This is a genomic window from Pseudomonas sp. A39, assembly GCF_058145955.1.
In genome coordinates this window covers 38087-64469 of sequence record NZ_JBYVMD010000006.1, presented here as the reverse complement: position 1 = coordinate 64469, position 26383 = coordinate 38087, and the positions used below count along the sequence as shown (strand labels likewise).

The 26383-nt window shown below is 58.1% G+C and carries 26 protein-coding genes; 3 read left to right on the top strand and 23 right to left on the bottom strand.

The genetic code is table 11. The features are described 5' to 3' along the window. Positions 1 to 29: 29 nt before the first annotated feature. From AC3ZU9_RS06420 to AC3ZU9_RS06390, 7 genes are all read right to left on the bottom strand, one after another. A complete protein-coding gene (locus AC3ZU9_RS06420; protein ID WP_490090447.1) occupies positions 30 to 623 on the bottom strand; it encodes a hypothetical protein in 594 nt (197 codons plus the stop codon). Beyond that, positions 620 to 1192 (bottom strand): RNA polymerase sigma factor, encoded by a 573-nt coding sequence (locus AC3ZU9_RS06415; RefSeq protein WP_012721606.1) that lies wholly within the window; start codon positions 1190 to 1192, stop codon positions 620 to 622. The genes AC3ZU9_RS06420 and AC3ZU9_RS06415 overlap by 4 nt, the downstream gene beginning before the upstream one ends. A gap of 77 nt (positions 1193 to 1269) precedes the next feature. After that, complete coding sequence (locus AC3ZU9_RS06410) at positions 1270 to 2892, bottom strand: vWA domain-containing protein (RefSeq protein ID WP_490090446.1); 1623 nt, start codon at positions 2890 to 2892, stop codon at positions 1270 to 1272. A gap of 121 nt (positions 2893 to 3013) precedes the next feature. Continuing rightward, on the bottom strand, positions 3014 to 3664 hold the full coding sequence (locus AC3ZU9_RS06405; protein ID WP_012721604.1) for a DUF799 domain-containing protein: 651 nt from the start codon (positions 3662 to 3664) through the stop codon (positions 3014 to 3016). Next, complete coding sequence (locus AC3ZU9_RS06400) at positions 3661 to 4023, bottom strand: DUF4810 domain-containing protein (protein ID WP_012721603.1); 363 nt, start codon at positions 4021 to 4023, stop codon at positions 3661 to 3663. The genes AC3ZU9_RS06405 and AC3ZU9_RS06400 overlap by 4 nt, the downstream gene beginning before the upstream one ends. A 29-nt stretch (positions 4024 to 4052) precedes the next feature. Next, positions 4053 to 4733, bottom strand: coding sequence for a CsgG/HfaB family protein (locus tag AC3ZU9_RS06395; RefSeq protein WP_012721602.1), 681 nt, complete (start codon positions 4731 to 4733; stop codon positions 4053 to 4055). A 43-nt stretch (positions 4734 to 4776) separates the two neighbouring features. Then, positions 4777 to 5358, bottom strand: coding sequence for a hypothetical protein (locus AC3ZU9_RS06390; RefSeq protein WP_102059899.1), 582 nt, complete (start codon positions 5356 to 5358; stop codon positions 4777 to 4779). Between the two features lie 173 nt (positions 5359 to 5531). On the opposite strand from AC3ZU9_RS06390, the gene AC3ZU9_RS06385 reads away from it, so the two are divergent. Together AC3ZU9_RS06385 and AC3ZU9_RS06380 are read left to right on the top strand one after the other, a co-directional pair. Continuing rightward, on the top strand, positions 5532 to 6143 hold the full coding sequence (locus AC3ZU9_RS06385; RefSeq protein WP_490090445.1) for a hypothetical protein: 612 nt from the start codon (positions 5532 to 5534) through the stop codon (positions 6141 to 6143). A 16-nt stretch (positions 6144 to 6159) separates the two neighbouring features. Then, positions 6160 to 6747: a hypothetical protein gene (locus tag AC3ZU9_RS06380; protein WP_090401186.1), complete on the top strand. Its 588-nt coding sequence runs from the start codon at positions 6160 to 6162 to the stop codon at positions 6745 to 6747. Between the two features lie 91 nt (positions 6748 to 6838). Here the strand turns inward: AC3ZU9_RS06380 and AC3ZU9_RS06375 are convergent, their stop codons facing one another. Then, positions 6839 to 7459: a hypothetical protein gene (locus AC3ZU9_RS06375; protein ID WP_490090444.1), complete on the bottom strand. Its 621-nt coding sequence runs from the start codon at positions 7457 to 7459 to the stop codon at positions 6839 to 6841. A 592-nt stretch (positions 7460 to 8051) separates the two neighbouring features. Between AC3ZU9_RS06375 and AC3ZU9_RS06370 the strand changes: the two genes are divergently transcribed. Further along, positions 8052 to 8309 (top strand): hypothetical protein, encoded by a 258-nt coding sequence (locus AC3ZU9_RS06370; RefSeq protein WP_490090443.1) that lies wholly within the window; start codon positions 8052 to 8054, stop codon positions 8307 to 8309. Positions 8310 to 8502: 193 nt separating this feature from the next. On the opposite strand, the gene AC3ZU9_RS06365 is transcribed toward AC3ZU9_RS06370, so the two are convergent. The 15 genes from AC3ZU9_RS06365 to pgaD form a co-directional block, all read right to left on the bottom strand. Continuing rightward, positions 8503 to 9018, bottom strand: a complete 516-nt coding sequence (locus AC3ZU9_RS06365) for a hypothetical protein (protein ID WP_147467504.1) — start codon at positions 9016 to 9018, stop codon at positions 8503 to 8505. Positions 9019 to 9471: 453 nt separating this feature from the next. Next, positions 9472 to 9945, bottom strand: coding sequence for an RDD family protein (locus tag AC3ZU9_RS06360; protein ID WP_490090442.1), 474 nt, complete (start codon positions 9943 to 9945; stop codon positions 9472 to 9474). 17 nt (positions 9946 to 9962) lie between these two features. After that, positions 9963 to 10271, bottom strand: a complete 309-nt coding sequence (locus tag AC3ZU9_RS06355; protein WP_102059893.1) for a hypothetical protein — start codon at positions 10269 to 10271, stop codon at positions 9963 to 9965. A 69-nt stretch (positions 10272 to 10340) separates the two neighbouring features. Beyond that, positions 10341 to 10751 carry a hypothetical protein gene (locus AC3ZU9_RS06350; protein WP_490090441.1) on the bottom strand — a complete coding sequence of 137 codons (411 nt, stop codon included), beginning with the start codon at positions 10749 to 10751 and terminating at the stop codon, positions 10341 to 10343. Beyond that, positions 10748 to 11533, bottom strand: coding sequence for a signal peptidase I (gene lepB, locus AC3ZU9_RS06345; RefSeq protein ID WP_490090440.1), 786 nt, complete (start codon positions 11531 to 11533; stop codon positions 10748 to 10750). The genes AC3ZU9_RS06350 and lepB overlap by 4 nt, the downstream gene beginning before the upstream one ends. Positions 11534 to 11585: 52 nt before the next feature. Further along, positions 11586 to 11855 carry a hypothetical protein gene (locus AC3ZU9_RS06340; protein ID WP_490090439.1) on the bottom strand — a complete coding sequence of 90 codons (270 nt, stop codon included), beginning with the start codon at positions 11853 to 11855 and terminating at the stop codon, positions 11586 to 11588. 42 nt (positions 11856 to 11897) lie between these two features. Continuing rightward, positions 11898 to 12356 (bottom strand): SMI1/KNR4 family protein, encoded by a 459-nt coding sequence (locus tag AC3ZU9_RS06335; protein ID WP_490090438.1) that lies wholly within the window; start codon positions 12354 to 12356, stop codon positions 11898 to 11900. Positions 12357 to 12488: 132 nt separating this feature from the next. Continuing rightward, on the bottom strand, positions 12489 to 13163 hold the full coding sequence (locus tag AC3ZU9_RS06330) for a hypothetical protein (RefSeq protein WP_102059885.1): 675 nt from the start codon (positions 13161 to 13163) through the stop codon (positions 12489 to 12491). Between the two features lie 500 nt (positions 13164 to 13663). After that, positions 13664 to 13924, bottom strand: a complete 261-nt coding sequence (locus AC3ZU9_RS06325) for a hypothetical protein (RefSeq protein ID WP_490090437.1) — start codon at positions 13922 to 13924, stop codon at positions 13664 to 13666. Next, positions 13921 to 14094: a hypothetical protein gene (locus AC3ZU9_RS06320; protein WP_156521574.1), complete on the bottom strand. Its 174-nt coding sequence runs from the start codon at positions 14092 to 14094 to the stop codon at positions 13921 to 13923. The genes AC3ZU9_RS06325 and AC3ZU9_RS06320 overlap by 4 nt, the downstream gene beginning before the upstream one ends. A gap of 124 nt (positions 14095 to 14218) precedes the next feature. Next, positions 14219 to 14908: a transposase gene (locus tag AC3ZU9_RS06315; RefSeq protein WP_490090436.1), complete on the bottom strand. Its 690-nt coding sequence runs from the start codon at positions 14906 to 14908 to the stop codon at positions 14219 to 14221. A 375-nt stretch (positions 14909 to 15283) separates the two neighbouring features. Next, on the bottom strand, positions 15284 to 15577 hold the full coding sequence (locus AC3ZU9_RS06310) for a hypothetical protein (RefSeq protein WP_080598116.1): 294 nt from the start codon (positions 15575 to 15577) through the stop codon (positions 15284 to 15286). 1 nt (position 15578) lies between these two features. Continuing rightward, the gene (locus AC3ZU9_RS06305) at positions 15579 to 23768 is read right to left on the bottom strand and encodes a two-partner secretion domain-containing protein (protein ID WP_490090435.1); all 8190 of its coding nucleotides are present in this window, start codon (positions 23766 to 23768) and stop codon (positions 15579 to 15581) included. Between the two features lie 30 nt (positions 23769 to 23798). Continuing rightward, entirely contained in the window at positions 23799 to 25523 is a 1725-nt protein-coding gene (locus AC3ZU9_RS06300) for a ShlB/FhaC/HecB family hemolysin secretion/activation protein (RefSeq protein ID WP_490090434.1), read from the bottom strand. Positions 25524 to 25899: 376 nt separating this feature from the next. Next, positions 25900 to 26382: a poly-beta-1,6-N-acetyl-D-glucosamine biosynthesis protein PgaD gene (gene pgaD / locus AC3ZU9_RS06295; RefSeq protein ID WP_043204617.1), complete on the bottom strand. Its 483-nt coding sequence runs from the start codon at positions 26380 to 26382 to the stop codon at positions 25900 to 25902. Position 26383: the final 1 nt, after the last annotated feature.

Genomic DNA, 26383 nt, shown 5'->3' with positions numbered 1-26383 from the left:
AAGGCCTGGGGCTTTTTTGTGGGCGACATTCAATGTTTCTGCAATGCCTCCAACCGCGCCGGCAAGTCTTCCTCAGGAAAGCGCTCGTGCAACGCCAACAGCTTCTCATCCGCCGCTCTGGTTTCCCCAGCCTCACGAAGCCTCACAATCTCCTGCAACCCCTCCTCCAACCCCGGCACCGCCACCGGCGCGCGTTTGCTGAGTTTGGCGGGCGACTCATCCGCCATCGAGCCCATGACTTGCGCGCTCTCGACGTTGGGGGCGATGGCCAATCGGGCCACGGGCGCAGGGGCGGACATCGGGGTCGGGGCAGGACGCGCGGCTTCCTCATGAAGGGCGGAGAAGGTCGCCGTGGAGATGTCGGGGTGCGGCACGGGCTCGCGTAGGACCACGCCGATCATCAGCGCTAAGCCTGCGACGGTGGCAAACGCCATCTGCCAGCGTGGCCGTTGGCAGGCTTGCAGCCAGCGTTGCCACAGGCTCGGCTGCGGCGCCGGGGCTTCGCGGCGGGCGGTGGCGAGGATGAAGGCGTCGAGGGACGCGGGCGGCTCGCCGGTGCTGTGTTGACGCATGTGCTGGAGCAGCACGTCGTCGGGGTCCGGGGTGTGTCGGGAGTCGGTCATGCGGGTATCTCCTCGGCCAGCAGGCGACGCAGTTTCTGCTGGGCGTAACGCAGGCGGCTTTTGACGGTTTCCAGCGGGGCGCCGGTGAGGGCGGCGATTTGCGGCACTTCGAGGTCACCGTGCAGGCGCAGCAGGAAAACTTCGCGCTGGTCTTCGGGCAGGTCTTGCAGCGCGGCGTCGAGGCGGGCCTGGTCGCGGCTCAGGCTCAGTTGCTGCTCGGGGCCGGCGCTATCGTCGGCCTGGGCGTGCAGTTGCTCGTCGTAGCTGTCGTGCAGGGGGTTGTGAATGCCGTGCTTGCGCCAGTGGTCGATCAGGCGGTTGCGGGCGATCTGGAACAGCCATGTGCGAAAGCTCGCCCGGCCTTGTGGCTGGGTGGCGCTGCGGATCAGGCTGAGCCAGGTTTCCTGGTAGATTTCCTCGGCCAGTTCGGCCTTGTTGCTCAGGGACACGAGGAATCGGTACAGGCCCTGGCGATGGCGCGCGTACAAGGCTTCGAACGCGGCGCTGTCGCCGGTTCGGTAGCGGGCCAGCAGCGCTTCGTCGCTGGGTGGATCGTCTGGAACGGCCATGTAATGGGCGAACTCCTTTTGTAAATGTGGGAGGGGGCAAGCCCCCTCCCACATTTCGACCAGTGTTGCATTCAAGATCAGGGTTTCAGGCTTTGGGCCAATTCCACCAGTTGCACGAACTCATTACGCAGGCCGGACGGGTCATTGCCTCGGGCCGAACGGGCCAGTGCGGCAGTGTCCTGCAGGCTCATGCTGCCAGTGTAGCGGCCATCGCCCTTGAGCTGTTGTGCAAAGGCTGCCACTGCCGCCGCGAAGCGCAGGTCGTCGCTCGCTTGGGTGGATTTATTGCGGATGGGGCGCTCGATCAACTGACTGTCACCCCCCGCCGCCGACTTGTAGCGCACGCGCAGCATCGCCAGCTCACCCGATTTATCCTCAGCTGCAGGCGCAGCAGCGTAGCGCAAAGGCTCCGACCAGCCCTTCTCGCCCTTGGGCACAATTTCATACAACGCAGTGACCGTATGCCCTGCGCCAATTTCACCGGCGTCGACTTTGTCGTTATTGAAATCCTCGCGTTTCAAGGCGCGGTTTTCATAGCCCAGCAGGCGATATTCACTGACCTGCGCCGGGTTGAATTCCACCTGCAACTTCACATCGCGCGCCACCACCGCCAGGGTCGAGCTGAGTTGGTCCACCAGCACTTTGTGCGCTTCGCGAAGGTTGTCGATGTAGGCGTAATTGCCGTCGCCGGCGTCGGCCAGTTGTTCCATCAGGTGTTCGTTGTAGTTATCCACACCGAAACCCAGGGTGGTGAGGGACACACCGCTTTTGCGCTGCTCTACCGCCATCTGTTTGAGGCTGTCGAAATCACTGATGCCCACGTTGAAATCACCGTCGGTCGCCAGCAGGATGCGGTTGATGCCGTTGTCGATAAAGCCTTCGCGGGCCATCTGGTAGGCCAGTTCGATGCCGGAAGCGCCCGCCGTGGAGCCGCCTGCGGTGAGTTGGTCAATGGCGTTGCGGATCTTCACCTTGTCTCGACCGGAAGTCGGTTTGAGCACTATCCGGGACTCACCGGCATAGACCACCAGCGAAACACGGTCCTGCTCGCGCAACTGATCCACCAGCAATTTCAGCGTGCTTTTCACCAGCGGCAAGCCTTCGCGACGGTCCATGGAGCCGGACACGTCGACCAGGAACACTAGGTTGGCCGGCGCCAACTCCGCCACGGGGCGGTCGGACGCCTTGATGCCGATGCGCAGCAGTTGGGTGCGCGGGTTCCACGGTGTGGCGGCCACTTCGGTGGTCACGCCAAAGGGCGAGCCGTCGGTGGGCAACGCGTAGTGGTAGGGGAAATAGTTGACCATTTCCTCGAGTCGCACAGCGCCTTCGGGCGGCAGGCTGCCTTGGTTGAGGAAGCGTCTGACGTTGGCGTAGCTACCCGTGTCGACATCAACACTGAAGGTTGAAACCGGCGTTTCGGCCACGCGATGCACCGGGTTGTCCGGCAGGTTGGCGTATTGCTCGCGGGGTTCGCTGCGGTAGTCCATCGCGGCGGACTCCTGCATACGCATCGGTGCAGGCATTGCCATGCGTTTCACCAAAGCGCCCTGGGGTGACGCGGTTTGCAGCTCGGCGACGGGCTCGGCCGGCTTGGCCAGCTCAGGGGACGAAGACAGCCCACAACCGGCCAGCGCCACCACCATGGTGACGGCAAAGCCTTGGGCGGCAGGACGCAGGAAGAGCGGAGGACGGGACATGGGCTGAACCTCGTGAATGAATGATCCGTTCACAAGGTCAGACGCAAGGTGCGGGATGTTCGGGTTAACCCTGATTCAAATAACACCACAGTTGGACCGTGGTGCTCTCAGAATCCGGATATCAGTCCGTGCCGTACTTCGGGTTACGCGGGCCGTACAGGATCCCCGCACGCTGCCCCGGCGACAGCAGGCGCGCACTGGTGATACCGGCGATCGGATGCGCCGCATCGGTGGAGCTGTTGATCACTTGCTTGACCGCCGCGGTGATCAGCATGCCGACGAGGCCACCGCCGTTGTTGTTGCCTTCCTCGCTGGACGCATGCGCCGAGCCGGTCCACAGGGTGGTGCCGGTGCGCAGGTCGACCAGTTTGGCCGAGGCCGTCACGGAGGTGTCGCTGGAGATCAGCATGTACTTGGTGCCGTAATTGGTAACGGTGATGTACAACGCCGAATCCGCGCCAAAGATGTCATGCAGCTTGGCCGGTGGCACCGCCTGGATATCGTTGGCGGTGGTCAGGCCGTTCTGGCGGAAGGTTTCGTCCACCAGGGCAATCGGCAACACGTAGTAGCCGGCTTCCGCCAACGGGTAGGTCACTTGCGAGACCATGCTGTAGGAGGCCTGCACTTCCGGCGACTCATTGATCGGCGGCAGTACCAGGATCGACTTCGGTCGCGCCTGTTTGTATGCCGTGTAGTCAATGGTCTTGGGGGCTGCGCAACCGCCGAGCAGGGCCAGGGCCAGCAAGGCGCCAGTGAGTTTCAACAGGCTCATTTAGTGGCGACTCCGGTCTTGGCGTTTTTCAGCAGAAAATCCATGTAGGCGGCGGACTCAGGGAACAGTGCCTTCTCGGTGCGGAACTCCTGCACCATCTGGTCATCCTTGCCCATGCTCAGGTAGAGCATGCCCAGGTGCGCGTGGTAGCCCGGCGGGGCCTTGCGGCCACTGGCGTTGATCTTCTGCAGATCCCGCTCCAGCGCCTCGACCTGCGCTTCCTTGGGCTCGCCCTTGAAGTACTCGTAAACCTGCGGCTGGTAGCTTTCCCATTGATACAGGGGTTGGGGCGCCGTCTGGCACCCGGCGACCGTTGCGACTGCTGTCAGCATCAGCGCCAACTTAACTGCCTTGCTCATCCGTGTACTGCTCCTTGAGGTGTTGCTGATCAGTTGCGCGGGTTCCAGGCGCCGGCGTTGATGCCGTCGACGAGGCGGTTGATGGCTTCGCGCATGGCCAGGTCCAGGACCTTGCCATTGAGGGTGGAGTCATAGCTGGCGGTGCCGCCGAAGCCGACCACTTCACGGTTGGACAGCGCGTACTCACCGGCGCCCTGGGTGGAATACACCACTTCGGAGGTGCTGATGTTGACGATATTCAGTGCGACTTTGGCATAGGCGACTTGGGTCTTGCCACGGCCAAGGATGCCGAACAGCTGGCGGTCACCGGTCTCTTTGCGGCCGAACTCGGTCACATCGCCGGTCACCACATAGTCAGCGCCTTTGAGCTTCTGCACGGTGCCTTTGATCGCGGCTTCCTGGGAGATTTCGCCCATGTTGTCGCGGTCCAGCACGCTGAAGCGGTTGGTCTGCTGCAAGTGGGTGATCAAGATGGTCTTGGCCTGGCCACCGAGGCGGTCAACACCGTCGGAGAAGATGCCGCGCATATAGCTGGAGCGGTTATCGAACTTGCCCACGGCGATTGGCACGCGCACGCCGGAATAGGCGACGTGGGCACTGGCGACTTGTTCCACCGGCATGGCGCGGTTGCTCTCCGTGGCGCAACCGGCCACGGTCAGCAGCGCTGCGGCGGTGAGGCCGGACAGCAGGATTTTGGACAGTGTGTTCACAGGGTGCTCCTGGGTGATAAATCGGCAGTTGGAGTGAGTAGGGTTAACGAGAAGGAATGGCGCGCAGGTCATCGACAATGTCGCGACTCAAAACGCCGGTATAAAAACGCTCGACGCTGGAGTTACCGGAGTTGGTGATGATCCCGCCCATGGTTTTCCATTTTTGCGCTTCACCCATCACGCCGGAAGGCACAAGGTTGTTTCGCGTCTTGGCAAAATGCAGGACCTCGCCAGCCCCCTTTTTGACCTTGACCCGATAGCTGAAATCGACAGCGGCCAGAATGGTGTTGTCATCCACGATCAACGTCGAGAGGCCGCCTTTGGAGTCGGGGATATGGCGCGTATAGACGATGCTGACATCCAGCAGGTAATCGGCCTTTTCCTTGCTGGTCGCATAACGCTTGGCGCTGAGCAGGCGGTCGACCAGATCGACGCCCAGTTGCTGGCGAACCTTGTCATCCGGCAAGAAACGCTCGTTCTTGCCCACCACCTCAACATCAAACGTGTCGAGCCAGTAAGTGGCGTTCTTGGGAATCGTGACCGGCGCCGGCGAGATGTAGTACTCCGGCTTGGAGGCGCAGCCCGCCAGTAGGCAGACGCAGAGGAAGACGGCAAACGCGCGCATGTCTGAATTCATCCCTGAAAAGTATCGTGCTTTAAACAATCGCGGCATTTTACGGGGTTGAGAGCGCTTCTCAAGATGTTTCGTCGGATGCCGTGCGGTGGCGCACATTCCCTCAAGTTATGCGAACACGGGTCGAAACAGTAACTTCGCTTGCTCACTTATAGGGATATTGCGTGCTTAACACTCTGCTCCGGGCTACAGCCCTGGCCGCCGCGCTGTCAATGACCGGCTGCGTTTCCTACACCGTCACCGGCCCCATTGCCGCCCCGCTCCACCCGGTCGCTGTCAGCAGCCCGCGCAGCGCGCAAATCGCCGATGTGACGGTGAGCGCCGCCGACGTCAATGAAGCCAACAAGGCCGCCATCAGCAGCTCCCTGACTGCACAGATCACCCAATACGTGCGCACCGGGGGTTACTTCAAGCAGGTCACCGAGTATCCGGTACGCCTGGGCGAGCAGGACGTGACGCTCAAATTCAACATGACCGCCCTCAAAGGCCATCGCGCTCCGCACCCGGCGTACGTGCCCGGCGCGCTGCTGACGCTGACCCTCTGGATCTGGGTCAACGGCCCGATCTACGTAGACAGCTTCGAGGTGGCCGGCGACCTGGTGATCGTCGACCGCAACGGCAAGGAGCTGGCCAAGGCCAAAGATTCGATCAAATTCGAACACAACGTCGGGCTTTACAGCGGCCAATATTGGGCTCCGTCGATGGGCGGCCAACAGCTGACCAAACTGGTCGGGCAACTGCTCGACACCGCCACCGCCAACCTGGCCAAACCGTAATTTCAAGGAGTGATGCATGAAAGGATTGATCAAACACAGCCTGGTACTCGCCGCTGTCCTGCTGACCGGCTGCGTGTCTTACTCGCAGCACGAATTGCCCGCCGTACAGACCTGGCCACCGACCGCCAACGCCCCGGCGCAAAAGCCTACGGCGTACGTGCGCACCACGGCGCAGAACCACGTCAACGGCGGCCCGGGCAACGCGGCAGTCGGCGCGCCGGTGGTGCTGTGGGAAAAAGCCGTGGCCGATTCTTATCGCGACTCCCAGCGTTTTTCGCGGGTGAGCACCGATAAGGTCGACTCGGACATCTACGTCGACGCGACGCTGCACAACAATGAAGAGTACAGCCCGGTCTCGGCGTTCCTCACCGGCTTCACGTTCTTCGTCATCCCGACCACGGCAAAGAACATCTTTACCCTGGAGACGGTGTTCAAGGACAAGGATGGCAAGGAACTGGGCCGCGTCAAAAAGAGCGAATCGGTGCGCACGTGGGTGCACCTGGTGCTGATCGTGGGCATCCCGTTCCAGAGCGATACGCGGGAAGTGGTCGAGGCGCTGACGCGCAGTACGCTGGATGAGGCGGTGCAGCGCAAGTTGCTGTAACCCCGCCCCCTGTAGGAGCGAGCTTGCTCGCGAAAAACCAGAGAACACCGCAGGCATTCAGCATGCCCGCGGTATCGTTGCCGGCCTCAGCTCACTTGATCAGGTCAGGTCGAGTGGTCTTGAGCATCGCTGCGCTCACCGCACCCTGAACCGAACAGGTGATCATGCCTTTGCTGGTCTTGGCCAGGTCACTCGGTGCGGGCTCGACCATCAAGATGCGTTCGGCCGTATCGGTGACCAGCTTACCTGCGTTGTCATCGCCGCCCTCCGGTACCCAGGCTGATTGCTTGTGCGACCAGATCTGCGCACGCGCGAAGATACCGTTGGCTTTCTCCAACGCCGTACCCGGTACTTTACTCAGCTGTGCGTAAAGCGCGTCGGGCGCCTGCTCGGTGTAGAAACCCCAGTTGATGATGCGCGAGCCCATCAGGTCTTGGTCTTCGGCGAAAAAGCCGGTCAAGGTCATACCGTCAAACGTCAGTGGCGTGTTGAACATCCAGCGCTGGCCCATATCGGATTTTGTGCCGCCGCTGAGCGTGATCCTGCCGTTCTCCACCTTATGGGTGACACGGTCCTTGAGCCCTGGCTGGCTTACCACCGCCAGGGAGTTCTGGTCGCAGGCAAGAAAATTTTGCAGGGCTGGCGCCGCGGCGAAGCTGCTGGTGCAGGTCACCAGCGCAGCGAGCGAGATAAACAGACGATGCAGTTTCATTGAAAGCTTCCTTGGGTCCAAATAATGGGTGGGTGGGAGCGAATTGGCTTCTGCAGTAATGGGATAAAACGGTTAACACGCATACAGGGCTTTGAGCATCGCGCCATTGGCATCAACTCATGGCGTTTGTGGCTGTTCTGAATGTGAACAGGCGCAGATTTGCTCCCACCCTTTCTCAATCATCCCTGCGTACTTACCGCACGATGCCCACCTTTCGCCGTCGAAGGCCGATTCGGATTTTTGATGCGTCTGGGCATCGCCAGTGTGTCGGCAGTGGATGGCATAGCATGAGGCATTGTGCCACTACTTTGATGCCTTGCGCGGTTTTGGGTGAGGGGCTTATAGTCCGGCCGTCGCCCAACAGGGCGATCGGATTTGGCGATCCGTTGACCGTATGCGAAAGCTTTCTGCTTGCTTGCAGGTGCTTTCGTACCCGCATCGCTGCTTTATGGCAGCTGTGCGCGGGAGACCTTCGGGTCTGCCGGAACTCGGTCCCGGTTCGCCAACCTGCGTACAGCTGTCACCCATTCGTTTGGCGACGATAGGTGACAGCCTCACTCTACTGACCGAGGTTTTACCTATGAACCGCTACATGCCCCTAACCGGCCACGACTGCACCGTCCCCGCCCTGCTCATCGACACCCAAGCCCCCCTCGACGTCCTCCACGACGCCGCCGTGCACCGCATCCAAGCCGTCACCCAACTCCTGGAAAACCTGGCCTTCCGCGATCAACTCAGCAGCGATGCCGTGGTGCTGCAGGACTTCGCCCATCTGCTGGCGATTCCGCTGCGCGACGGCTGTGATTTGTTGGATGCGATCAGTCGCAGGCTGAACGCCAGCCCGTTCTGACTCAGACCGGGCGGCCGTTCAGGCCGCCCTGCTCAGGTATTGATGACAATCGTCTTGGCCAACATATCGCCCAAGCGACGACGCAGGCCGAACAGTACAAAAAGACCGTCCAGCACACTGAACAGCAGCTTCGGGGAAATAGTGGTCAGACCACCATTAATGTAACCGTGCTCTGCCCGGCAGGCTGTTGTGCCTATGCCGGCGCGCTGTAAGAAACATCTCCCGAGTCGCGCCAAACTCCATTCGCAAAGCTCACTGGTCGCTGTGGGTAACAAACCAACAGCCCTTCGACGAACTGACAAAAGGACAAGTCAAGTCGCGTTATCCAACGCATATTGTCGATTTCCAACAATCGCCAGTTGTCTCCGCTGTCGAAACCGAAAGCAGTCCCGACGCTATCCCAGCCGAACAGCCACACCTCGCCCTTCGCGCACGCTTCATAGGGCCCGTCTTTATAAATTCCATCATCACCGAAGTAGTCAGCCTTAGCAGAAAGCAGCATCGGTTGAATCGTCAAAAGCGGTAGCGCGCAGTCGTCCTCCTTGATTTCACCGTGCCCCCGCTCCTGCATAAAAGCAAAGTACTCATCGGGCGCCGCCGGCCACTGCTGCCGCATCACACTTATTTCACCTGAAGAAACAGGCGTCAGCCGCTCTAATAGCGCACATCCCAGCGCATTAAATACTTCTAATTTTTCGTACATGTTCACGATAACCTCGGGGTTACTGCGGAAACGCTTTCAGCTACCCGCTTGAGTGCTCCTTATTGCTCCGCACGCCAATCGACGTAACCTTTCACCTCAATCAATTGATTAAGGATGAAGCTTGAGAAGTTATCGGCCAGCACCCTCACCTAAGAAATAGGGGTCAGACCACCATTAATTTAACCGTGGTCTGACCCCTATTTTTTCATGTCTGAATTCGTCCCTGAAAAGTATCGTGCTTTAAACAATCGCGGCATTTTACGAAGTTGAAAGGCGTTCTCAGGCTGTTTTGACGCCCCGGCGGCGCCGTTTTACTGGCGCTTGCGTGCAAGCCTCTGGCGAAATCTCCTAAGGCTTTGTCAGGAAAACAAAAACGACAGTGGCCATTAGCCTTTACGTAATAAATAAAAAGCGAGGTCCCAGGTTTGGGCAGCCGATACTGAATCGTTCATAACGTGCTTATCCCCGGCCATTGTCATAAATATCCGCCAGGCCGCGCACGCTCGTCAGGTTGCCGGTCTGGATCACGATGGTCTTGGCGAACATGTCGCCCAAGCGCGTCCTGGATTCCATAAAGATCCACACCCAATCGATGACCACCAGCGCGCCGGAATTACGCGTGAACGACTGGGAAACGCTGCAGCCTTTACGGGTCTTGCGGTCGACGGTGGCAATGCTCAGCAGGCGCTTGCCCAGGCTCTGGTCGTTGGGGAGCGCATCAGCCAGCAGGAAGTAGGCGAAGGCCGCAAAAAACGCGGAAAGAAAACCCGCCTTGGGCGTCACCGCAGGAACGTAGGCAGACAGCGCCCCGGCGGCGAATTTGAGGATGAAAAAAATCAGCACGGCGATGACGCAGTCGATGAGGCGCGCGGCCAGGCGGCGACCGATGCTGGCCAAAATGGTCGGGCGTTTAGCAGTGTTGCTTGCGTCCATGCGGTGTTGCTCCAGCTTTAAGAAGGAAAATTGGTATCGACAAAGTTTCTGGCAAAGTCTTCGGCGTTAATTGACACACCGGCCTGCGTGAATTTTGCCGAATTTGTGCGCCACACGGCTCGGATTTTTTCCTCCAAGGAGGTCGGAAACTCCATCTGAGAGGCGACGACATCAGACCAACAGCCCTGCGTCCCATACAGCTCGTGCAACTTGGGTTCGAGTGCCGTCAAATCGGCGCGTTGCTGGTCGGACAGCGCACCAATGGCCGACAGGACGTAGCATTCAAGAAGACGGAGAAAGGGCTTTCCTGCATATCGATTCATCATCAAAAACGCTCAACGAACATTGAACAATCAAAAGGACCAATCCGACTGCCTATCCAAGCCCAGCCAGCTTCAAGGCGTTTGCGGCTGCTTTGAATCAGCGCAAATTTGCTCCCACCCTTTTTCAATCACACCCGTGTACTTGCCACACGATGCCCCTTTTAACTGAGCCTCCATGAAATCGCGTTCCGGCTCGACCCACAGCAGGCCAACCAGATAGGCCGCAACCGCCGCAAGCATCAGCAGCGCCACTGTCCGAGTCAACATAAACCGGAGCGTGGCTGCGGCAGTGCGAGACCGTTCACACACAAACGCAAACAACAGGCCAATGCCGCACCACACAAAAGCGCCTGCCGCTACGCCCAGCACTGACGAGCTGCGATCGAGGTAAAGCCAGGCCAATATGAATACGCTGGCGCTGCAGCACATCACCAGCAGGCACAGCCACTGCACAATCCGACACGCCCCACTCGAAAGGCTCATGGGAACGTCGTCCCGATACGCGCGCGCTCATTTGAGAACCAGATGCCCGTCACCTTGCCCACCACGTCCTCAACCGCGACCTGGCCCATGAAGCGGCTGTCGTTGCTGCTCCAGCGGTTGTCGCCCAGCAAAAATAGGTGCCCTGGCTCGACCATGACCGGTGCCATTGCAAGGGATTCAGGCCCTTTTACGCGGTCGGCTGGCGCGTGAAACAACCCGAGGTTTTCGCCGTTGTGGATCAGTTCACCGTTCACCAGGGCTAACGTGTCTCCAGCAACACCCGCCACTCGCTTGACCGCTTCAGTGCCATTCCAGCGGTACACCACGATATCCCCCACCTTGGGCGGACCGGCCCGCAGGTCCGTCAGGATGTAGTCGCCAATGGAAAGCGTCGGCACCATCGACCCGGAAGGGATGTAGTAATTCTTGAACCCCAGCACGGGTACCCGCAATACATCGAGCATCAGTACCGCAATCACCATCACCCCGACGTAAAGAACGTGGAAACGCTTGCGTGGCACATTGGACGGTCCGTTGTAGCGACGCGCCAGCACGGCGGACAGGATGGCTGAGCCCAGCTTGACGATGATCAAGAAGGCGAATAGCCCATAAAGCCCAATGGGGGTAGCAACCAGACCCAGCGCCCCCAGTAATGCGAAGCCGCCGTACAGCAATACGGCGACACAGATATCCCACTTGATACGGTCGACATACACCAGGCCCCACCCTGCCACCAGGCAGGACATGAGGAACGCCAGGAGCGAGAATTTTGCGGATTTCATTGATCATCCTTGAAGAGGTAAAAAGCATCTATGAAACAAGAAAATTCGAAGTTCAACGAACATTAGACAACCACAAAACAAATCCTAGAATAAAGCCAGCTCCAGCCATCTTGAGATAAAGCGGCACATTCTCCTTTATAAGCACGGCAACGTCCTCGCCACCACTCAACCAATACCCGGCAACCTGAAAGAACACACACATGAACAATAGACCTAACGCACAAGCGCAAGGAAGATAGACTGCGAGCCACCAAGGTTCATTTTTTCTCATTTCCGTCTCTATTCTTTCAGAATAAGGAACAGATTTATTGAAATAAATCAATCCATCTCCCTTACAGACTCCGTTTTTCTCCACAATCATTAATCAACTGTAAGCCATTATTCTTTTTTCTAAGAAATCGATAAAATTTTTCGCATATAAACTAGAAGCTTGATTATAAAGATTAAGCCTATAAACAGGATACTCCCCATCATTAAGACCATCGCCCGTTGCAAAATAAAATGACTCCTCTGCACCCGGCGATTCACAGATAAATAGCCTCTCCTTCCCACACAACCCATTTCGACCGTTAACTATTGACATATAAACGATATCACCACCATTGACACTGTCAAAATCCATTTCGTAAATACTATAAATCTCCTCCCCAGCTATTTCCCCGCCAGAATAACACTTCAGCCACCATTTATAGCTATCCGAAAATTTTAAGCCAAGACGAGTTTCAGCTTTATAAATCCACTCATCAGCAATCCCGTCACCATAATCAGCAAACTCAACGAAATCCGACTCTTTAATAAGATCAATTATTCTCGAATAATTCACGTCTAATGACTCCCCGCTCCGAGCCCGTAACTTCCGACTAAAAAAGGGGACGGATTTATTGAGGCCTGGCGCTGGCCGGCAAGCTATTAAATAAATCTGTCCCCTTTTCTCCTATTTCCCTTTTACACCTGTTCAACCCTTCAATGCTGGCAAAGACAGCACTTCATCGTACTGTGGCCAATCTTCCCTTGCGCGCTTGAGCACACCTTGCATCAACTCGTCCAGCTCAGGCACTGGCTGCTCGGGCGGTAATTGATCAAAGGGCACGGCCAGCAGCGGATGATCAATCTTCTGCGGATTGGCTAAACCTTCCCACTGGCGCAGGCGCAGGATATAGAGAATTTCCACCGGCACGCGCTCCAAGTGCCAGTCCTGATTGAAGTCGTAAGAATTCTTCTGGCTCTCTTTGCCGGTTTGCCAAGTGTGGCGGTCACACGCGGCCAACAGACAGGGCATCAGGTCGTCGGGGCTGGGAGTGCGCCACTTGGCCAACAAGGCTTCGTAGATGGGTTCGTCGTAAGCATAAGCAGGCCATTGATGCGAGACATCGCCCACCCAATCGGCAAACACACGCAGCATAAAGGCTTGGGCGCGGCGGTGTTGCTCTTCGTACTCAATCACTAATTGATGCCCACGGTTGAGAGCCGCATGGGTGAGATAGCCCTGATGGATGACGGCATCCTTCCATCCTAGGATCGCCATGGCGGCCATCATATTGGTGGCGGTTTGGATGCTGTAGTTTTGGCGGCGTCGATCATTGCCTGCCGCTTTGGCAATAATGTCGAACTGACCCGCCCAGAAGAACAACTGCCAAATTCCTACTTGGTAATAGCGCAGCCAATGGGCCAATTCCAGAAGCCATTGCGGGTTATCTGGTGCGGTTGCCAATACCTTGTGGGCTCGTGTGACGGCCATCCATTCGGAGCTACTACGCGTAACGTTGTCACTATTCGGTACAGGCATTGATGGCTTCGCAAATGCATCGCCGCGCTCAACATATTCACGGATGCCATTCAACTCGTATTCATCTGAGACGTGTGGCCCCTTGGCTATGCGCCCCAGCACACTTTTGAAGGAGGGCCATTTCGGGTTTACGCCCGAGCGCTCGCACTGAATTACTTCTTGTTCCATGGTTCCACCTTAAATTCTGCTACACCTGTTTTACTGGGGGCGGGAACACCGACTTTGACTGTTACAACTTGGAAAAATAGGGGTCAGACCACCAATATACATTAGGGCACTAATCGTGGTCTGCCTCCTATATTCCCCTATTTCACAGGAGGACAATATCGGACTGACCCTATTGCCTACCTCCCTTCTAAAAGTGCTGAAACAACCCTTATACAGAACAGTTTCATTTCAAACTCATCTATAAGATGCTCTCCGCCACCAGGCCGATAAAGCGAAAGCTTTTCCTGCAGCTCATCAAACAGATTTTCAAATTTACCAAAGCCTTCATTTTCTTCAATTTCATCCAGAAGGGTTTCCGCGTCTTTTGCCCATTGAACCGAAATATTAGAATCGCTCACAAATCTATAAAGATGCTCAATCAAATTATTTATCGTCATTTTTTCTTTACCGGATTAACAACTGTAATAATACGATCCCCATCCACAGCAATTTGAGCTTTAGGATATTTAGAGTTCATGAGCGTAACTGAGGTACCACGATCATCTATTTTTATTTTTCTAATTTTATCTGCGGTATCAATGAAATCCTCCACTTCCAGAATGGTCATCGGTTCTCTGCCTTTAGGCGGATTTACCATACGATCCGCAGCATGATAGTTGATTTGCTTACCACCGGGTGTCTTAGCGGTACCAAGCTGGAAATAGGGGTCAGACCACTATTCTTCTATTCTTTTAGCTCACACTCCTTGGGCGTCCTGACACCCCCTGCGAAACTCGTTTACCTAATGCCTGCTCAATCTCGACCGCAACCTTCTGATCGCCCAAAACGTAATTACCGTTTGTAGAAAATCGAATTTGCTCTATCAACTCAGGTGAAAGCCGATCCTTGAATAAAGACCGGTAGGATTCGGCTCGTTGCACGGTGCTGCTACCTAACTCTCTATAGACCGCATGTGGGCTTAAAAAGCTTGATGGCTCGCCCTGTGCATTTGCCCTGTAGCTGGTCCAGCGATAGTCGCCCGGATGAGCAACCATGCCCGCTCTAACCGGATTCATTTCGATATATCGATAGCAAGCTAAAACATAGTTGTCTTTTTGAACCAGACAGGAGCGGAAACGTCCTTCCCACAACGTGCCCGTTCGTTGATAGGTTCGATTGATGTATTGAACGTAGCGCTGCCCCAGCCCTTTCATAAGTAGACCAGCACCTGCGAAGCAGGTGGGAGTCAACAACAAGTGAACGTGATTTGTCATCAAGCACATTGCGTGAATTTCACAGCCATACAATTCAGCAAGCAGGTCTAATTTATCAACGTAAAAAATATAGTCTTCGTCTGAATAAAAACACGCAGACCGGTTATTTCCCCGCTGAATAATGTGCAACGGGATATCCGGCAGTATAACTCTAGGACGGCGAGCCATATAAACCCCCAAATGAATAAGAGCTTACAGCTTAGCCGCCCATCACCAGGCCAACAAAATCGAATAATTACAAAAAACAAATCATATTTTAAAAGAACAATTCCGCTGAACTCTAAAAAGCGCAAAACCGTGGTCTGACCCCTATTTTTACTTTCCCCAAATATTGAGGCCCGATGTGATGCACCTGGAATCCATTGTTTAATCCCTGAAGTTCTTGATAAGTAGGACTAATCACGTCAGGTACACTCTGGCCTGTTGCTTTTGCACAAAAATAGGGCTCAGTCCACCATTAATGTAAACGTGGTCTGACCCCGATTTTTTGCTGCTGAGCAGAGCACAACTATCTTTTTACCCTTTTCAGTGTATGTACGTCACTTAAACTTCCTTACCAAAGCCCAATACAAATCCTAATAAATAAATAACAAAACACACGAACGCCAGTGCAGCCCGCCCTACTGGATTTGCATCTTTACCTAAACCACCTGGACCAATAGAGACCCAGCCACCTCTCAGGTAGGCAAATACAGCTTGCCCAAACCATAACTGAAGCATCAGTGCGCTAAAAAATGGCCTTGCATCGCCCCAAAATCGAAAAAAGCAATTGAGTAATGCGGCAATCAGCAGCAATACTCCCAATAAATACCTGTATTTGTAGAAAGTCGACTTCATGCTAATTCCCCTTGAAAACATCAATAGCTTTTTCCGCCAATTCGTCCCAGACTTTAGCAACACCCAGTGCATTGGACACTCTCGCTGCTTCACTTGCAGGGATACCTCTGCTAACAGCGAAACGCTCGAAACCAGCGCTTAAGCCATAACTGGTTAATGCTTCAGGGGTTTTGTCGGTCATATAGCTAGACACAAGGGATGCTATTGTTGATCCGTTCGACAGCACAGCTGCTGCCCCCCCTGTAGTAAATACGGCTACGCCACCCATAGCGGTTCCAACATCAGAAACCATCTTGGCATTGCCTGCTTTAATCCATTTCAATGTATTGGGATCGCTGAGATCAATATTAGCGCCCGATGCAATACATTCAGCGCTGCCGCAGGACATATATCTGGGCGTATAAACCACCCCCTCAATTATCACAGGGACCCTGTACCCACCCTTGTCATCTAATGCATACCCCGTCAAGCGATCGCGTTTACCCGTCCCGCCCTGCGGGTATGCGGATGCATCAGCCGTCAGGATACGTGAGAAACCGCTTTCCGCCTCCATCGTCCACGCATAAGCGCCTGTATTTTCCTTGATGTAGGCGATGATTTTGTGGTCACCAGCTTCGGGTAACTGAACAAACGTTTTGCCGTCGCCCAAGGGCATCCAATTTCCGCCAGAATCATAGATGCCGTCTTTTGTAGCCACTATGTCGATACCAGGTGTTATGTCTGTCCCTTTGACGAAAGACAGCCGCAACTGCGCTTCAATCTGCTCTGCGGTGTATTTACCATTACTTTTCATAGCCAGCGTTTTTGCGAGCTCTTTCTCTTCCGGGTGCAGTTGCCTGTTGAACTTATCCACCGCCAACGCCGCGCCCCCAGCAACCAAACTACCTTTCACACCATCACGTGCTCCCACGGCGGTGCCGACACCTGCGGCGATCAACGAGGCAATCGCTTTTTGATCAGCTGACGACATATCGCTATTGGCCAGCGCTTTAGCAATAGAGGGCATTAACACCGCAGAGGCGCCAGCGCCCAGCGCGCCACTTTCTACACTACCGCTGGACAAGCCGATTGCCGCACCGGCCAGCGCGTGCAGAAGAACTCGGGCAGCACCGCCTTCAGCCCAGGCAGCCTTGGTCGTGACGTCGGTAGACTTGTCTCTTTGCGTGTCAGCAAAGTTACCAATCTTGTTAAAAATATCACTGGACGAGGTGTTGGCAACAATACCCACGGTCGTCCCTGCGGGGGCACCACCCAGTCCTGCAGCAATCAGCCCGGTAGCAATGTCGGCCATCAATTTTTTGTCGCCGCCAATCTGCCAGCGCAACGCTTCTGCATTGGCCGCATGCGCTGCCTCTGCCGCAGCGAGTGCACCTGGGGAGCCCGCCTTGGCTTGACTTTTTGCCTCATCGGCAAGCATTTTCGCTTCGTCTGCCTTCGCCTTGCCTACCGCACTGATCACCCCACTGGCCAACTGCGCCGAGCTTTGGACCAGGTCGATACGCTCCTGCATGGCCTTTTCATCGGGCCGGTCAAGTTTCTGATTGGCATTGGCGGTGTCACGGTTCAGCCCCACCAGGTCATTGGCGCCTTCGGCATTGCGAACCACAATCGTGCCTTCGCTGACCGCGCTACGGGTGTAGCTATGGTCTTTCTCCTTGAGCGCTATCGGGATGCTGCCGCCCATCGACGCACCGCTGGTACTGCTGGAAGACACCGAAATACCGGCAGACTGACTTTTGATTTCGCTGACATTCTTGATGTCGCTGACGATCAGGCGGTCAGTGCTAAGCCGGTTCTTATCAGCTGACGCTTCACTGGCAATCACCGCACCTTGCAGGGTGGTGTTCTTGCCGACATTGATGTCGTAGCCGCCCGTGCCGGCATACAAACCGCTCTGGTCGGTCACGCCCTTGTAGTCGCTGTTCATATTGGCGGCGGCAAGGTTCGCCGAGCCCGCTACGGTAGAGCCGTAGCAGAACGGCGGGACGCAGATACTCGCGCCGAAGCCTGCGCTGCTCTGTTTGCTGCGCGAAGACTCGGTGTCCTGGAGGGAGATAATATTGAGGTTGCCGCCAATATCTGCCTTGATACGGTCCGCACGAACCTGGGCGCCTTTGAGGGTGGTATCGCCACCGCTTTGTAACAACAGGCTGCCCGTATCGAGGGTGCTATTGACCTGAGTGACGGAGTTACCATTGCCATTGTTCTTGGCACCCTGCGCTCCGAGGTCGAGGGTGAAGCCGTTTTGCTCGCCAATATTGAAGCTGGCGCCAATAGCGGTTTTATTTTTCGACCCTTCGTTTTTGCGGTCGGTGGTGTTCTGTGCGCTTTGCATCAACACATCGTTTTTGGCTAACAACAAGGTGTTGGCGGCTTTCAAGCTGCTGCCGGTGATCTGGATATCACCCTGAGTACCCGCCGCTGCGCCCGTGGCAACGATCGACAAGTCTTGCCCTGCGTTGAGCGTGCTCTGCTTGGCGGTGACGCTGTTGAATTCGCTGCTGTTCTTGCTGCGGTTATTGGCCAGTTCAGTACCGATCTTGATCAGCGAACCGTTGCCGGGCGTGCCGCCGGTTTTGTTTTTGAAGCCGGAGCTTTGCGCATTGGCGTCCGAAGCCTGGCCGTTCAGGTTGTAGGCGGCGAGGGCTGCCTGGGCGATTTTGACTGCCTTGAGTCGTGGGTCATCAGCACTACGTGCCGCTTTGACGGCATCGCGCATGCTGGTGGCGGTGTCCACCACCGAGCCCGCGATCACGCGCCCAACGGCCAAGCTCTTGGAACTGTCCTTACTGGTCTGACTGGCCGTCTCCATCCCCGAAGTAACGGTGACATTCGCCCCGCTCAACTCCATGTTCTTGGTGCTCACCAGATCGCTGGCCACCACCTTCAACTCACGCCCCGCCGTCAGCGACACATTGCCCGCACTCGAGCCAATCGTGCTGCCGGTCAAGGTCATTTCATTGGCCGTGCCGTTGTGCTTCGAGCTGTTGATGTACAGCTTCTGGTTGCCGGTCATGTCGTCCAGACCGAGCTTGTTGCCGGTCAGTACGCCGGTAAGGTCGCGATTTTTTTCCTTGTGCATGTCGGTGCGGGCGAAGGTGTTCTGCGCCGCGTCGATGGTCAGGTCGCGGCCAGCCTGAACGGCGAGGTCGCCGGTGCTGACCAGGTTGGAACCGGTGACCGTGGCGTCACGTTTCGCGGCGACTGTGACGGTTTCGCCGGAGACCATGCTGCCCAGGGCGGTGGTGCGTTTTTCGTCGACTTTGTCCTGGACCTTGCTCGACTTCAGGCCGCCCCAGCTGCTTTTGCTTTCCTTGCGTTCATGACGGGCGCTGTCGGCGTTACTGACGGCAAGGATGTTCACGTCTTGGCCGGCGACCAGTTGCGTGGCGCCTTTTTCAGCGGTAACGGCACTGCCGGCCAGCAGCAGGTCTGTGCCGGCGACGACGGTGCTGTTCGTCCCCGCGCTGACCAGGCTGCCAACGTTGTTCACCACGTCGGTTTCATCCAGGCGGAATTTCTTGCCCTGGGAGGTTTTCTTGGTCTTGCTGTAGAAGCTGTAGTCCTGATTTTCGGCGGCTTTGAGCTCGAGGTTTTTGCCGGATACCAGGTACGCCTCGTTGCCGGCATTGACCTGGCTGGCCACCAGTTGCAGGTTCTGTCCGGCGCTCAGGGTGGCGTCGCCGCCGGCCTTGATCACGCTGGACACTTGCTGCACGTGGTCTTCGATGCTCTTGACCTTTTTTGTGTTGCCCGTGGAGTGCTGCTCGTTGGCCGCCGCAATGGCGTTGAGGTCGCGGGTGGCAATCAGGTTGACGTCGCGCTTGGCCTCGACCTGGCTGGCCACGGCGCTGATATCGCGCCCGCCAATCACATGCAGATCGCGGCCAGCGTCGACCACGGAGCCTTGCTGGGCGATGGTGGTGAAGCTGGAGCGGTTGCCGATGGCGCCGCTGTCGAGGGTTTTCGAGGCGGTGATGTTCACGTCGCCCACGGCCTTGACCGTGGTGTCGGCACCGCTCTTGAGCACACCGCCGACGTTGTTGACGTTGCCGCCCGCCTGCATGGCCAAATCGTTGGCCGATTCGATGCGGGCGGCGCTGTCGACGAAGTCGCTGCGTTCGGTGCGGTAACTGCTGGCGCTTTCGTGGGTGGTGACGCTGCGTTCGTTGAGCAGGTCGGCGCCAGCGGCGAGGTTGACGTTGCCCGCGCTGATCACACCGCCTGCGCGGTTGGTCAGGTTGTTGCCGCTGAGCAGGTCGAGGCGACCACCGGCTTCCATCAACCCACTGTTGGTGAGGTTGCCGCCGACGTTCGCCAGCAGGTTGCCGGTGGCACGCAGGGTGCCGGCGTTATTGAGGTTGCTGCCGGTGATCAAGTTGACGTCGCTGCCGGAAATCAGCGCCCCATTGGGTGCCAGGCGGTTGTTCGCCTGGGCCAGGTACAGCACCGGCACCAGCACTTGCTGGCCGGCGACGGTGGTGCTTTCCAGCCACACGATATCGTGGGTCAGGGCGGCGACTTGTTCGGCGGTGAGGCTCACGCCTACGGACAAATTCAGGGCGCTTTTGCTGCTGATGGCGTTGTCCATCAGGTGCTTGAACAGGTCGGCGTCGCTGGTCTGGCCGTCGATGAAACGCTGGCCGGTGCGGGCGAGTACGGCTTGCTGGATCAGGCGCTGTTCGTAGAAACCATCACCCAGGCGCTTTTGCGCGGTGTCGGGGTCATAGCCGAGCTTGGTCAGCATGTAGTCCGAGCCCAGGAACTGACGCATATCCGTGAACAGCGGGTTGGTTTCGATCAGGTATTTATGCGGGCTGGCCGCGAACTGGCTGGTGGGCAGGCCTTTGGCGCCATCGCTGTCGTTGAGGTGGAACAGGCCGTTCTGGCCGCTGGGCAGGTCGAAGCCAGGCAGACCCAGCGGGTTGACCTGTTGCTGGGCCACGTCCGGTGGCAGTTGCGGGTTGAGGCTGACCAGGGTCGAGTAGCCCGGCGCATTGGTGTTGGCGCCGCTGCCGACGTAGGTGTAGCCACCTCGCACGACGCTGTTGTCGATGCCGGCCTGGGCCTTCACATCCACGCTGCCGCCGGCTTGGATCACAGCGGCGTAACTTTGGTCTGGCGCGCTTAACTGGGTGGTCTTGCGCAGGGCGATCTGCTCGCTCTCCATCTTACCGATGAACGAGGCCAGGCCCGCTTCGACGCCGCCCATGTCCTGGCCGGCCGAATAGCGCTGGGTGAACGCAGCGGCTTCGCGGTACCAGGCACCGGGCTTGCGCTCACGGGCGGAGGTGAAGATGCGATCGTACTGAGTGTCGTGGGTCACTACACCGACATTGGTGAGTTGGTTGACGACGGCCGTGAGGTTGCCACCGGCGCCGATGCTACTGCTGCTATTGAGCAACTCGCCGCCGGTGAGCAGCATGTTGCCGCCCGAGGTGATGCTGGACGCTGCCGTGGCCTGGCTGACGATGAAGTGATCACGCTGGGTAATCAGGAACGGGCGGTTCTGCTTGGGGCCGTCGCAGTCTCCACCGGTCACGCGAAAGATGCAGGCGGTGGGCGTGATGGAGGCGCTGTAGATACCAGACTCGGTGTTGAGCACAGTGCGGATGTTCTGGATCGTGCTGGCGGCCAGGACCAGGTTGCGCTCGCTCTCGATGGTGCCCGAGCTGTTGATGATGCTGGTGGCCAAGCCGCCCTGGCCGTCGCGGTCGACGCGCAGGTTACCCATGGCGTAGATCGTGGCGCCGAGGTTTTTCAGGCGCTCGACCTTGAGGTTCAGGTCGCCGCCACTGAAGATCAGGCCGTGGTCGTTGAGCAGGTTGTCCACCGAAAGATCCAGGCTGCCCTGGCTGGCGACGCTGCCGCCCACGGTCCAGTCCTTGCCGCTGCCGACCAGGGCGCGGGTGCCGAGCAGTTTGCCGGTGGCGGTCTGTTGCAGGTTATCCACGTTGACGGTCAGGCGCCCGGCCTGGATCGCGGTGCTGTTGGTCCAATTGACTTTGTCGAAGGTCAGGTCGCCGTTGGTGACCAGGCTGCCACCCACGTCATCGAGGCTGATGCCACTGAGGTCGAGCGCGCCGGTGCCCACGTGCAACACCTTGCCACCGGTGTTCTGGAAGCGGGTCGCGGCGAGGCTCAATTGGTCGTTGGCGGTTTCCAGGCTACCGCTGTTGTTGAGCAGGCCACCGATGGCGTAGCGGGTCTTGCCGCTGGTGCCCAAGGCGCGCATTTGCCCGCTGTTGTTGAGGCTGGCGGTCTCGACATCAAGGGCCGTGGCGCTTTCGATCAGGCCACGGTTGGTCAGTGCGCCATTGAGGCTGACGTCGATCCGGTTGCCGGCGATTTCGCCGCCGTTATCCACATTCATACCGGTCAGGTGCACGCGATCCCGAGCAAACAACGCGCCGCTGCCGTTGTTGAAATCCGTTGCATCGATCTGCGCATCACCGGCTTTGGCGGCGATACGGCCACCGTCGTTGTCGAGCGTACCGGCGGTGATGGTCACGCCAGCGTTTTCACTGTGGATCAGGCCGTTGCCGCTGTTTTGCAACAGGCCGCTGGTGGTCAGGGCCAGGCCATCGTTGGCGGCCAGGGTGCCGGTGTTACGGTTGTCGATGCTGTTGGCGAATACCGTCAGCAAGCCCTGGCTGGCGAGCTTGCCGCCCTGGTTATCGATGTGCGCGGCGCGCTGGATCAGCAGCGGCCCGGCGCTGGCCAGCTTGCCGTTGCGGTTGATCAGGTCGCCGATCAAATCGAGGGTGATCGCCCCACCAGCGGTCAAGCTACCGGCGCTGTTTTCCAGGGTATTGCCGTTGAGGGTGAACGCACCGGTGCTGTCGATGATGCCGCCCTGGCTGTTGTCCAGCAGGCCGCTGACGTTGAGGGTCTGTGCGCCGTCGCTGAGCAGGCGACCTTTGTTGCGGTTGTCGACGCTGGCGGCGGTGACGCTCAGCGCCTGCTTGGCGCTCAAGGTAGCGCCCTGGTTATCCAGGCTTTGCGCGGTGGCGGTGAGGTTGCGATTGGCGATCACCGTGCCGGTGTTGGTGAGGTGCTGGCTGTCGAGGGTGACGTCGCCACCGGCATTGCGCGTGTTGTCGGGGTTGACGCCGGCTTCGATGATGCCGCTGTTGGTCAGCTGGCCGTTGCTGGCCAGGGTGATGCTGTCGCGGGCGGCGAGGGTTTTGCTGTTTTTCAGTGCGCCCTTGGTCTGTGCCTTGAGGGTGGTGCCCGCGTACACCGCGCCCTTGGTCTCCAGGCTCGCGGCCTTGATGTCCACCGCACCGCTCGCGGCGGCCTGGGCCATGCTCAGGTGGCCGTTGGCGTCGAGCTGAATATCACCACCACTGGCGGCCAGTGTGCCGTCGAGCTTCACGCCCACACCGGCTTCGGTGCCCACCAGTTTGATCGCACCGGCATACATGCCACCCAGGGCCGACGAGTCGATGGCCAGTTCGGGCTTGGCGCTGCCGTCGTCGGCGCGCGCAGTGGTTTTCAGGCTTTGTGCATCGACGTCGTTGCGGCCGGCGATCACGGTCAGTTGGCGGGCGTTGATCTTCGCGTTGATCTTGGCCGAACGGGTGATGATTTCGAAGCGGTCCACGTTGCTTGCATTCAAGCCCTGGCCGTCGATGGTCACGGCGCCGCCATCGACCTGGTAGCTTTTCAGCTGCCCGGCCTGATCGATCATCGGTTTACCGGTGGTCAGGGTGACGTTGGGGGTGTTGATGAACCCGCAACCGTTGCAGCTGATGCCGTAGGGGTTGGCGACGATGACCTTGGCCGACTGGCCCGCCACTTCGGTGTAGCCGCGCAATTGGCTGGGGCTGCCGCCTTTGACTTCGTTGAGGATGACATTCGCCGCGCCGCCCCTGAGGTTCGGGTTGCCGACGATGATCCCGCCCAGTTGCGTGCTTTGCACCGGCCCGCTGGCGTTGTTAAGGATCACGCCGTTGGGGCCGACGTTGTAGTCCTTGAATTGGTTGTGCGACAGGCCGCTGCCGTTCGGCGTGGCGATGTTCACCACCGGCACGCCATTGCCTGCCTGGCCGACCGTGGTGCCAGGGCCGCTGACGACAATGCCGTCGGCCTGGGCCAACAGCGGCTGCCAGAACAGCGCATTCGCCAAAATCAGTGCGAGGCCGCGCTGGGTTAGGCTTTTCAGGGCAGAAGCAGGGCGAACGTCCATATTCAAGATCTCAAGGCAGCTGGCGTTGAATTACAGGTAAAAATCCATGCGGAAATAGATCGGCGCTTCGCGCTCGCTCATCACCGCAGGGCGTTCCAGGGAATGGGCAAATGTCACGCTGGCGCTGACGTTTTTGCCGCGGGCGAACAGCTCCAAGGAGTTGCTCGAAACCCGGCCATGGAGCGTTTCGTTGTAGCGGTCATTGCGGATCACACCCTGGTCGTAGCCGACACTGGCGCCGTATTCCAGGAACGCCGGGCGCATCCAGTCCCACGTCACCGGGCGGGCCCAGCGAATGTCGTTGCGCCAGTAGCCACCGCTGTCGCCGGTGAGTTGCTGGTCCTTGTAGCCGCGTACCGAGGCCGACCCGCCCAGGCTGATACGCTGGGGGCTGAACAGCACGTCTTCACTGCGCTGCCCGGTGGCCAGGCTGGAAAAACTGAACGACTCACCCCACAGCGTGAAGGGCTGCAGGTAGCTGAGCGTGGCGGTGTATTTGCGGTAGTTCGGCGTGGGCGTGAGGTTGCCCTCGCGATCGCGTTCCTGGTCATTGCTTTGCGCGTCGAAGGCGCCGATGCCGTTCTGCATACCCAGGTCGAGGTTGACGAAGGCGCTGCCGATACGCCGCCCGTGGTTGATGCCGACCTGGAACTCACTGAGGCGGTTGCTGCTGGGGCCCAGGCGAGTGTCGAGCAAGTAGTTGTTGGTGCGTATATGGGCGAGGCCGACGTTCACCGAGGTCTTGCTCACATCGTCACGATGGATCACACGCTCGGCGCGCAGCTGATGGTTCTGGCTGTCGCCGGACTGCTTGAACTTGAAGCCATCAGCATCGCCGAGGGTGCGGTAGTCGCTTTCGCTGTAGGTGTAACTGAAGTTCCACCAGCCCCATGGCACGTTGTAGTAGAGCATGCTGTTTTTCGAGGTTTTCTGGTGGTCACTCATGGCGTCGTGGCCGCCGCGCAGTATCAGTTGATCGGCCAGGCCGAGGGGGCTGTCCCACTCAAGACCAGCACCCCATTGCTGTTCGCCGGTGCTTTTCTGACCGTCGTTGTTACGCGACAGGCTGGCGCGCCAGGGTTTCTGCGGGGTGTTCTTGACCACCACTTCGCTGCCGCCCACTTGGCTGCCGGGCGTCAGCTCCATCTGCGCCTGCTTGGACGGCAAGCGGCTGAGTTGGTCGACCAGTTGCTCGACTTCGCGCAGGTTGAGCGGCTCACCCACCTTGCCGGGAAAGGCCATCGCCAGTTCGCGGTCGGTGACGGTGCTGCCTGGGCCGCCTTTCACGCCTTCGAGCTTGCCTTCCACCACCAGCACCTGCAGGTGGCCGCTGGAAAGGTCCTGCTGCGGCAGGTAGGCGCGGCTGGTGACACGGCCTTTGGCGATGTAGAAATCAGTGATGACCTTAAGCAGCTCATTGAGCTGCGAGACACCCAGGCATTGGCCCACATAGGGCTTGAGCAGGCGCACGCGGTCCGACGTCGACAGGCTGTCGGCACCCTGCAGTTGGATGTCTCTGATAGGGAAGCAACGGGTGTCGGCAGGCGCGGCCGGGGTCTGGGACTGGGTGCCCTTGCCCGGCAGGTCCTGGAGCTCTTCGAGGCGCCGGCGCTGCTCTTCGAGCAAGCGGTTCTGCCGGTCGCGGATCAGGTCCTGATCCCCGGGCGTAGGGGCGGCCGAGGCGCTGTTCAGGCTCAAATAAGCGAGCAGGAAAGTGCACAGCAGATACCGAGTCCGTGGCAATAACGAAGACATGTTCGATCCGTCGAAAATCAAAGGGCGGCAAACTAACATCGAACTTCCGCCAACTCAAAGAACGGAGCTAGTTGGATATTCGCGCAAGCTAATCACGCAACTCATTGATTAATAACAAGTAAAAATAATCAAATAGGCGAACGGCTTGTAACTGGAAGTATTAATCCGACAAGCGGCAGCACTATTGATCGCGATTCGTCGGAGAACTAACAGATTGCTATTAATTAGCCATCAAGTTCTTGCCGAGATAAGTTAGTACCGAAAACAGCAGAAAAGTTCGCGGCCTTTTTGTGATTTGGATCCCATTTATGGGCTTAAAGCTTATGCCTGTGACGAGCGGGCTTGCGGCAGACACAAAGCCCGCCCGTCACAATACTCAACCGGCGTCTTTGGTCTGGTCCTTGCCAGGCACCAGTGTCAGCCCCGGCTTTTCCACATCGCGGGAGACATGGGATGTCACTTGCGCGACACCGCCGTCCTCGTCGTTATGGATCACCAACACCCCAGGTCGACGCAACTGCTCAAGGTCTCCTTCAGCAAGGCTGAAGCTCTCGCTCAGGTTCTTGTCGGTGAGGGCTTTGGCCTCCGCGCGACGCTGGGCGAACTTGCGCCCCTTGCGTTGCTGGTAGCGGGCCCAGCTGACCAGGATCACAGCGTTGAACAGCGCGATCCACAGGTAGATCTGCAGGGTATTGAGCGCTGCAAAGATCGGCGCTTCAATCCGTGGCCCACCGTGGCTGTCGAGCATCGAGCCGATCCCGCGGGCCAGCAGCCAGATCAACCCGGCCCAGGCCATCAGGGTCAACAGCACATCGATGATCCACATCACGGTACGTTGGCGGGTTCTGACCAGTTTCATG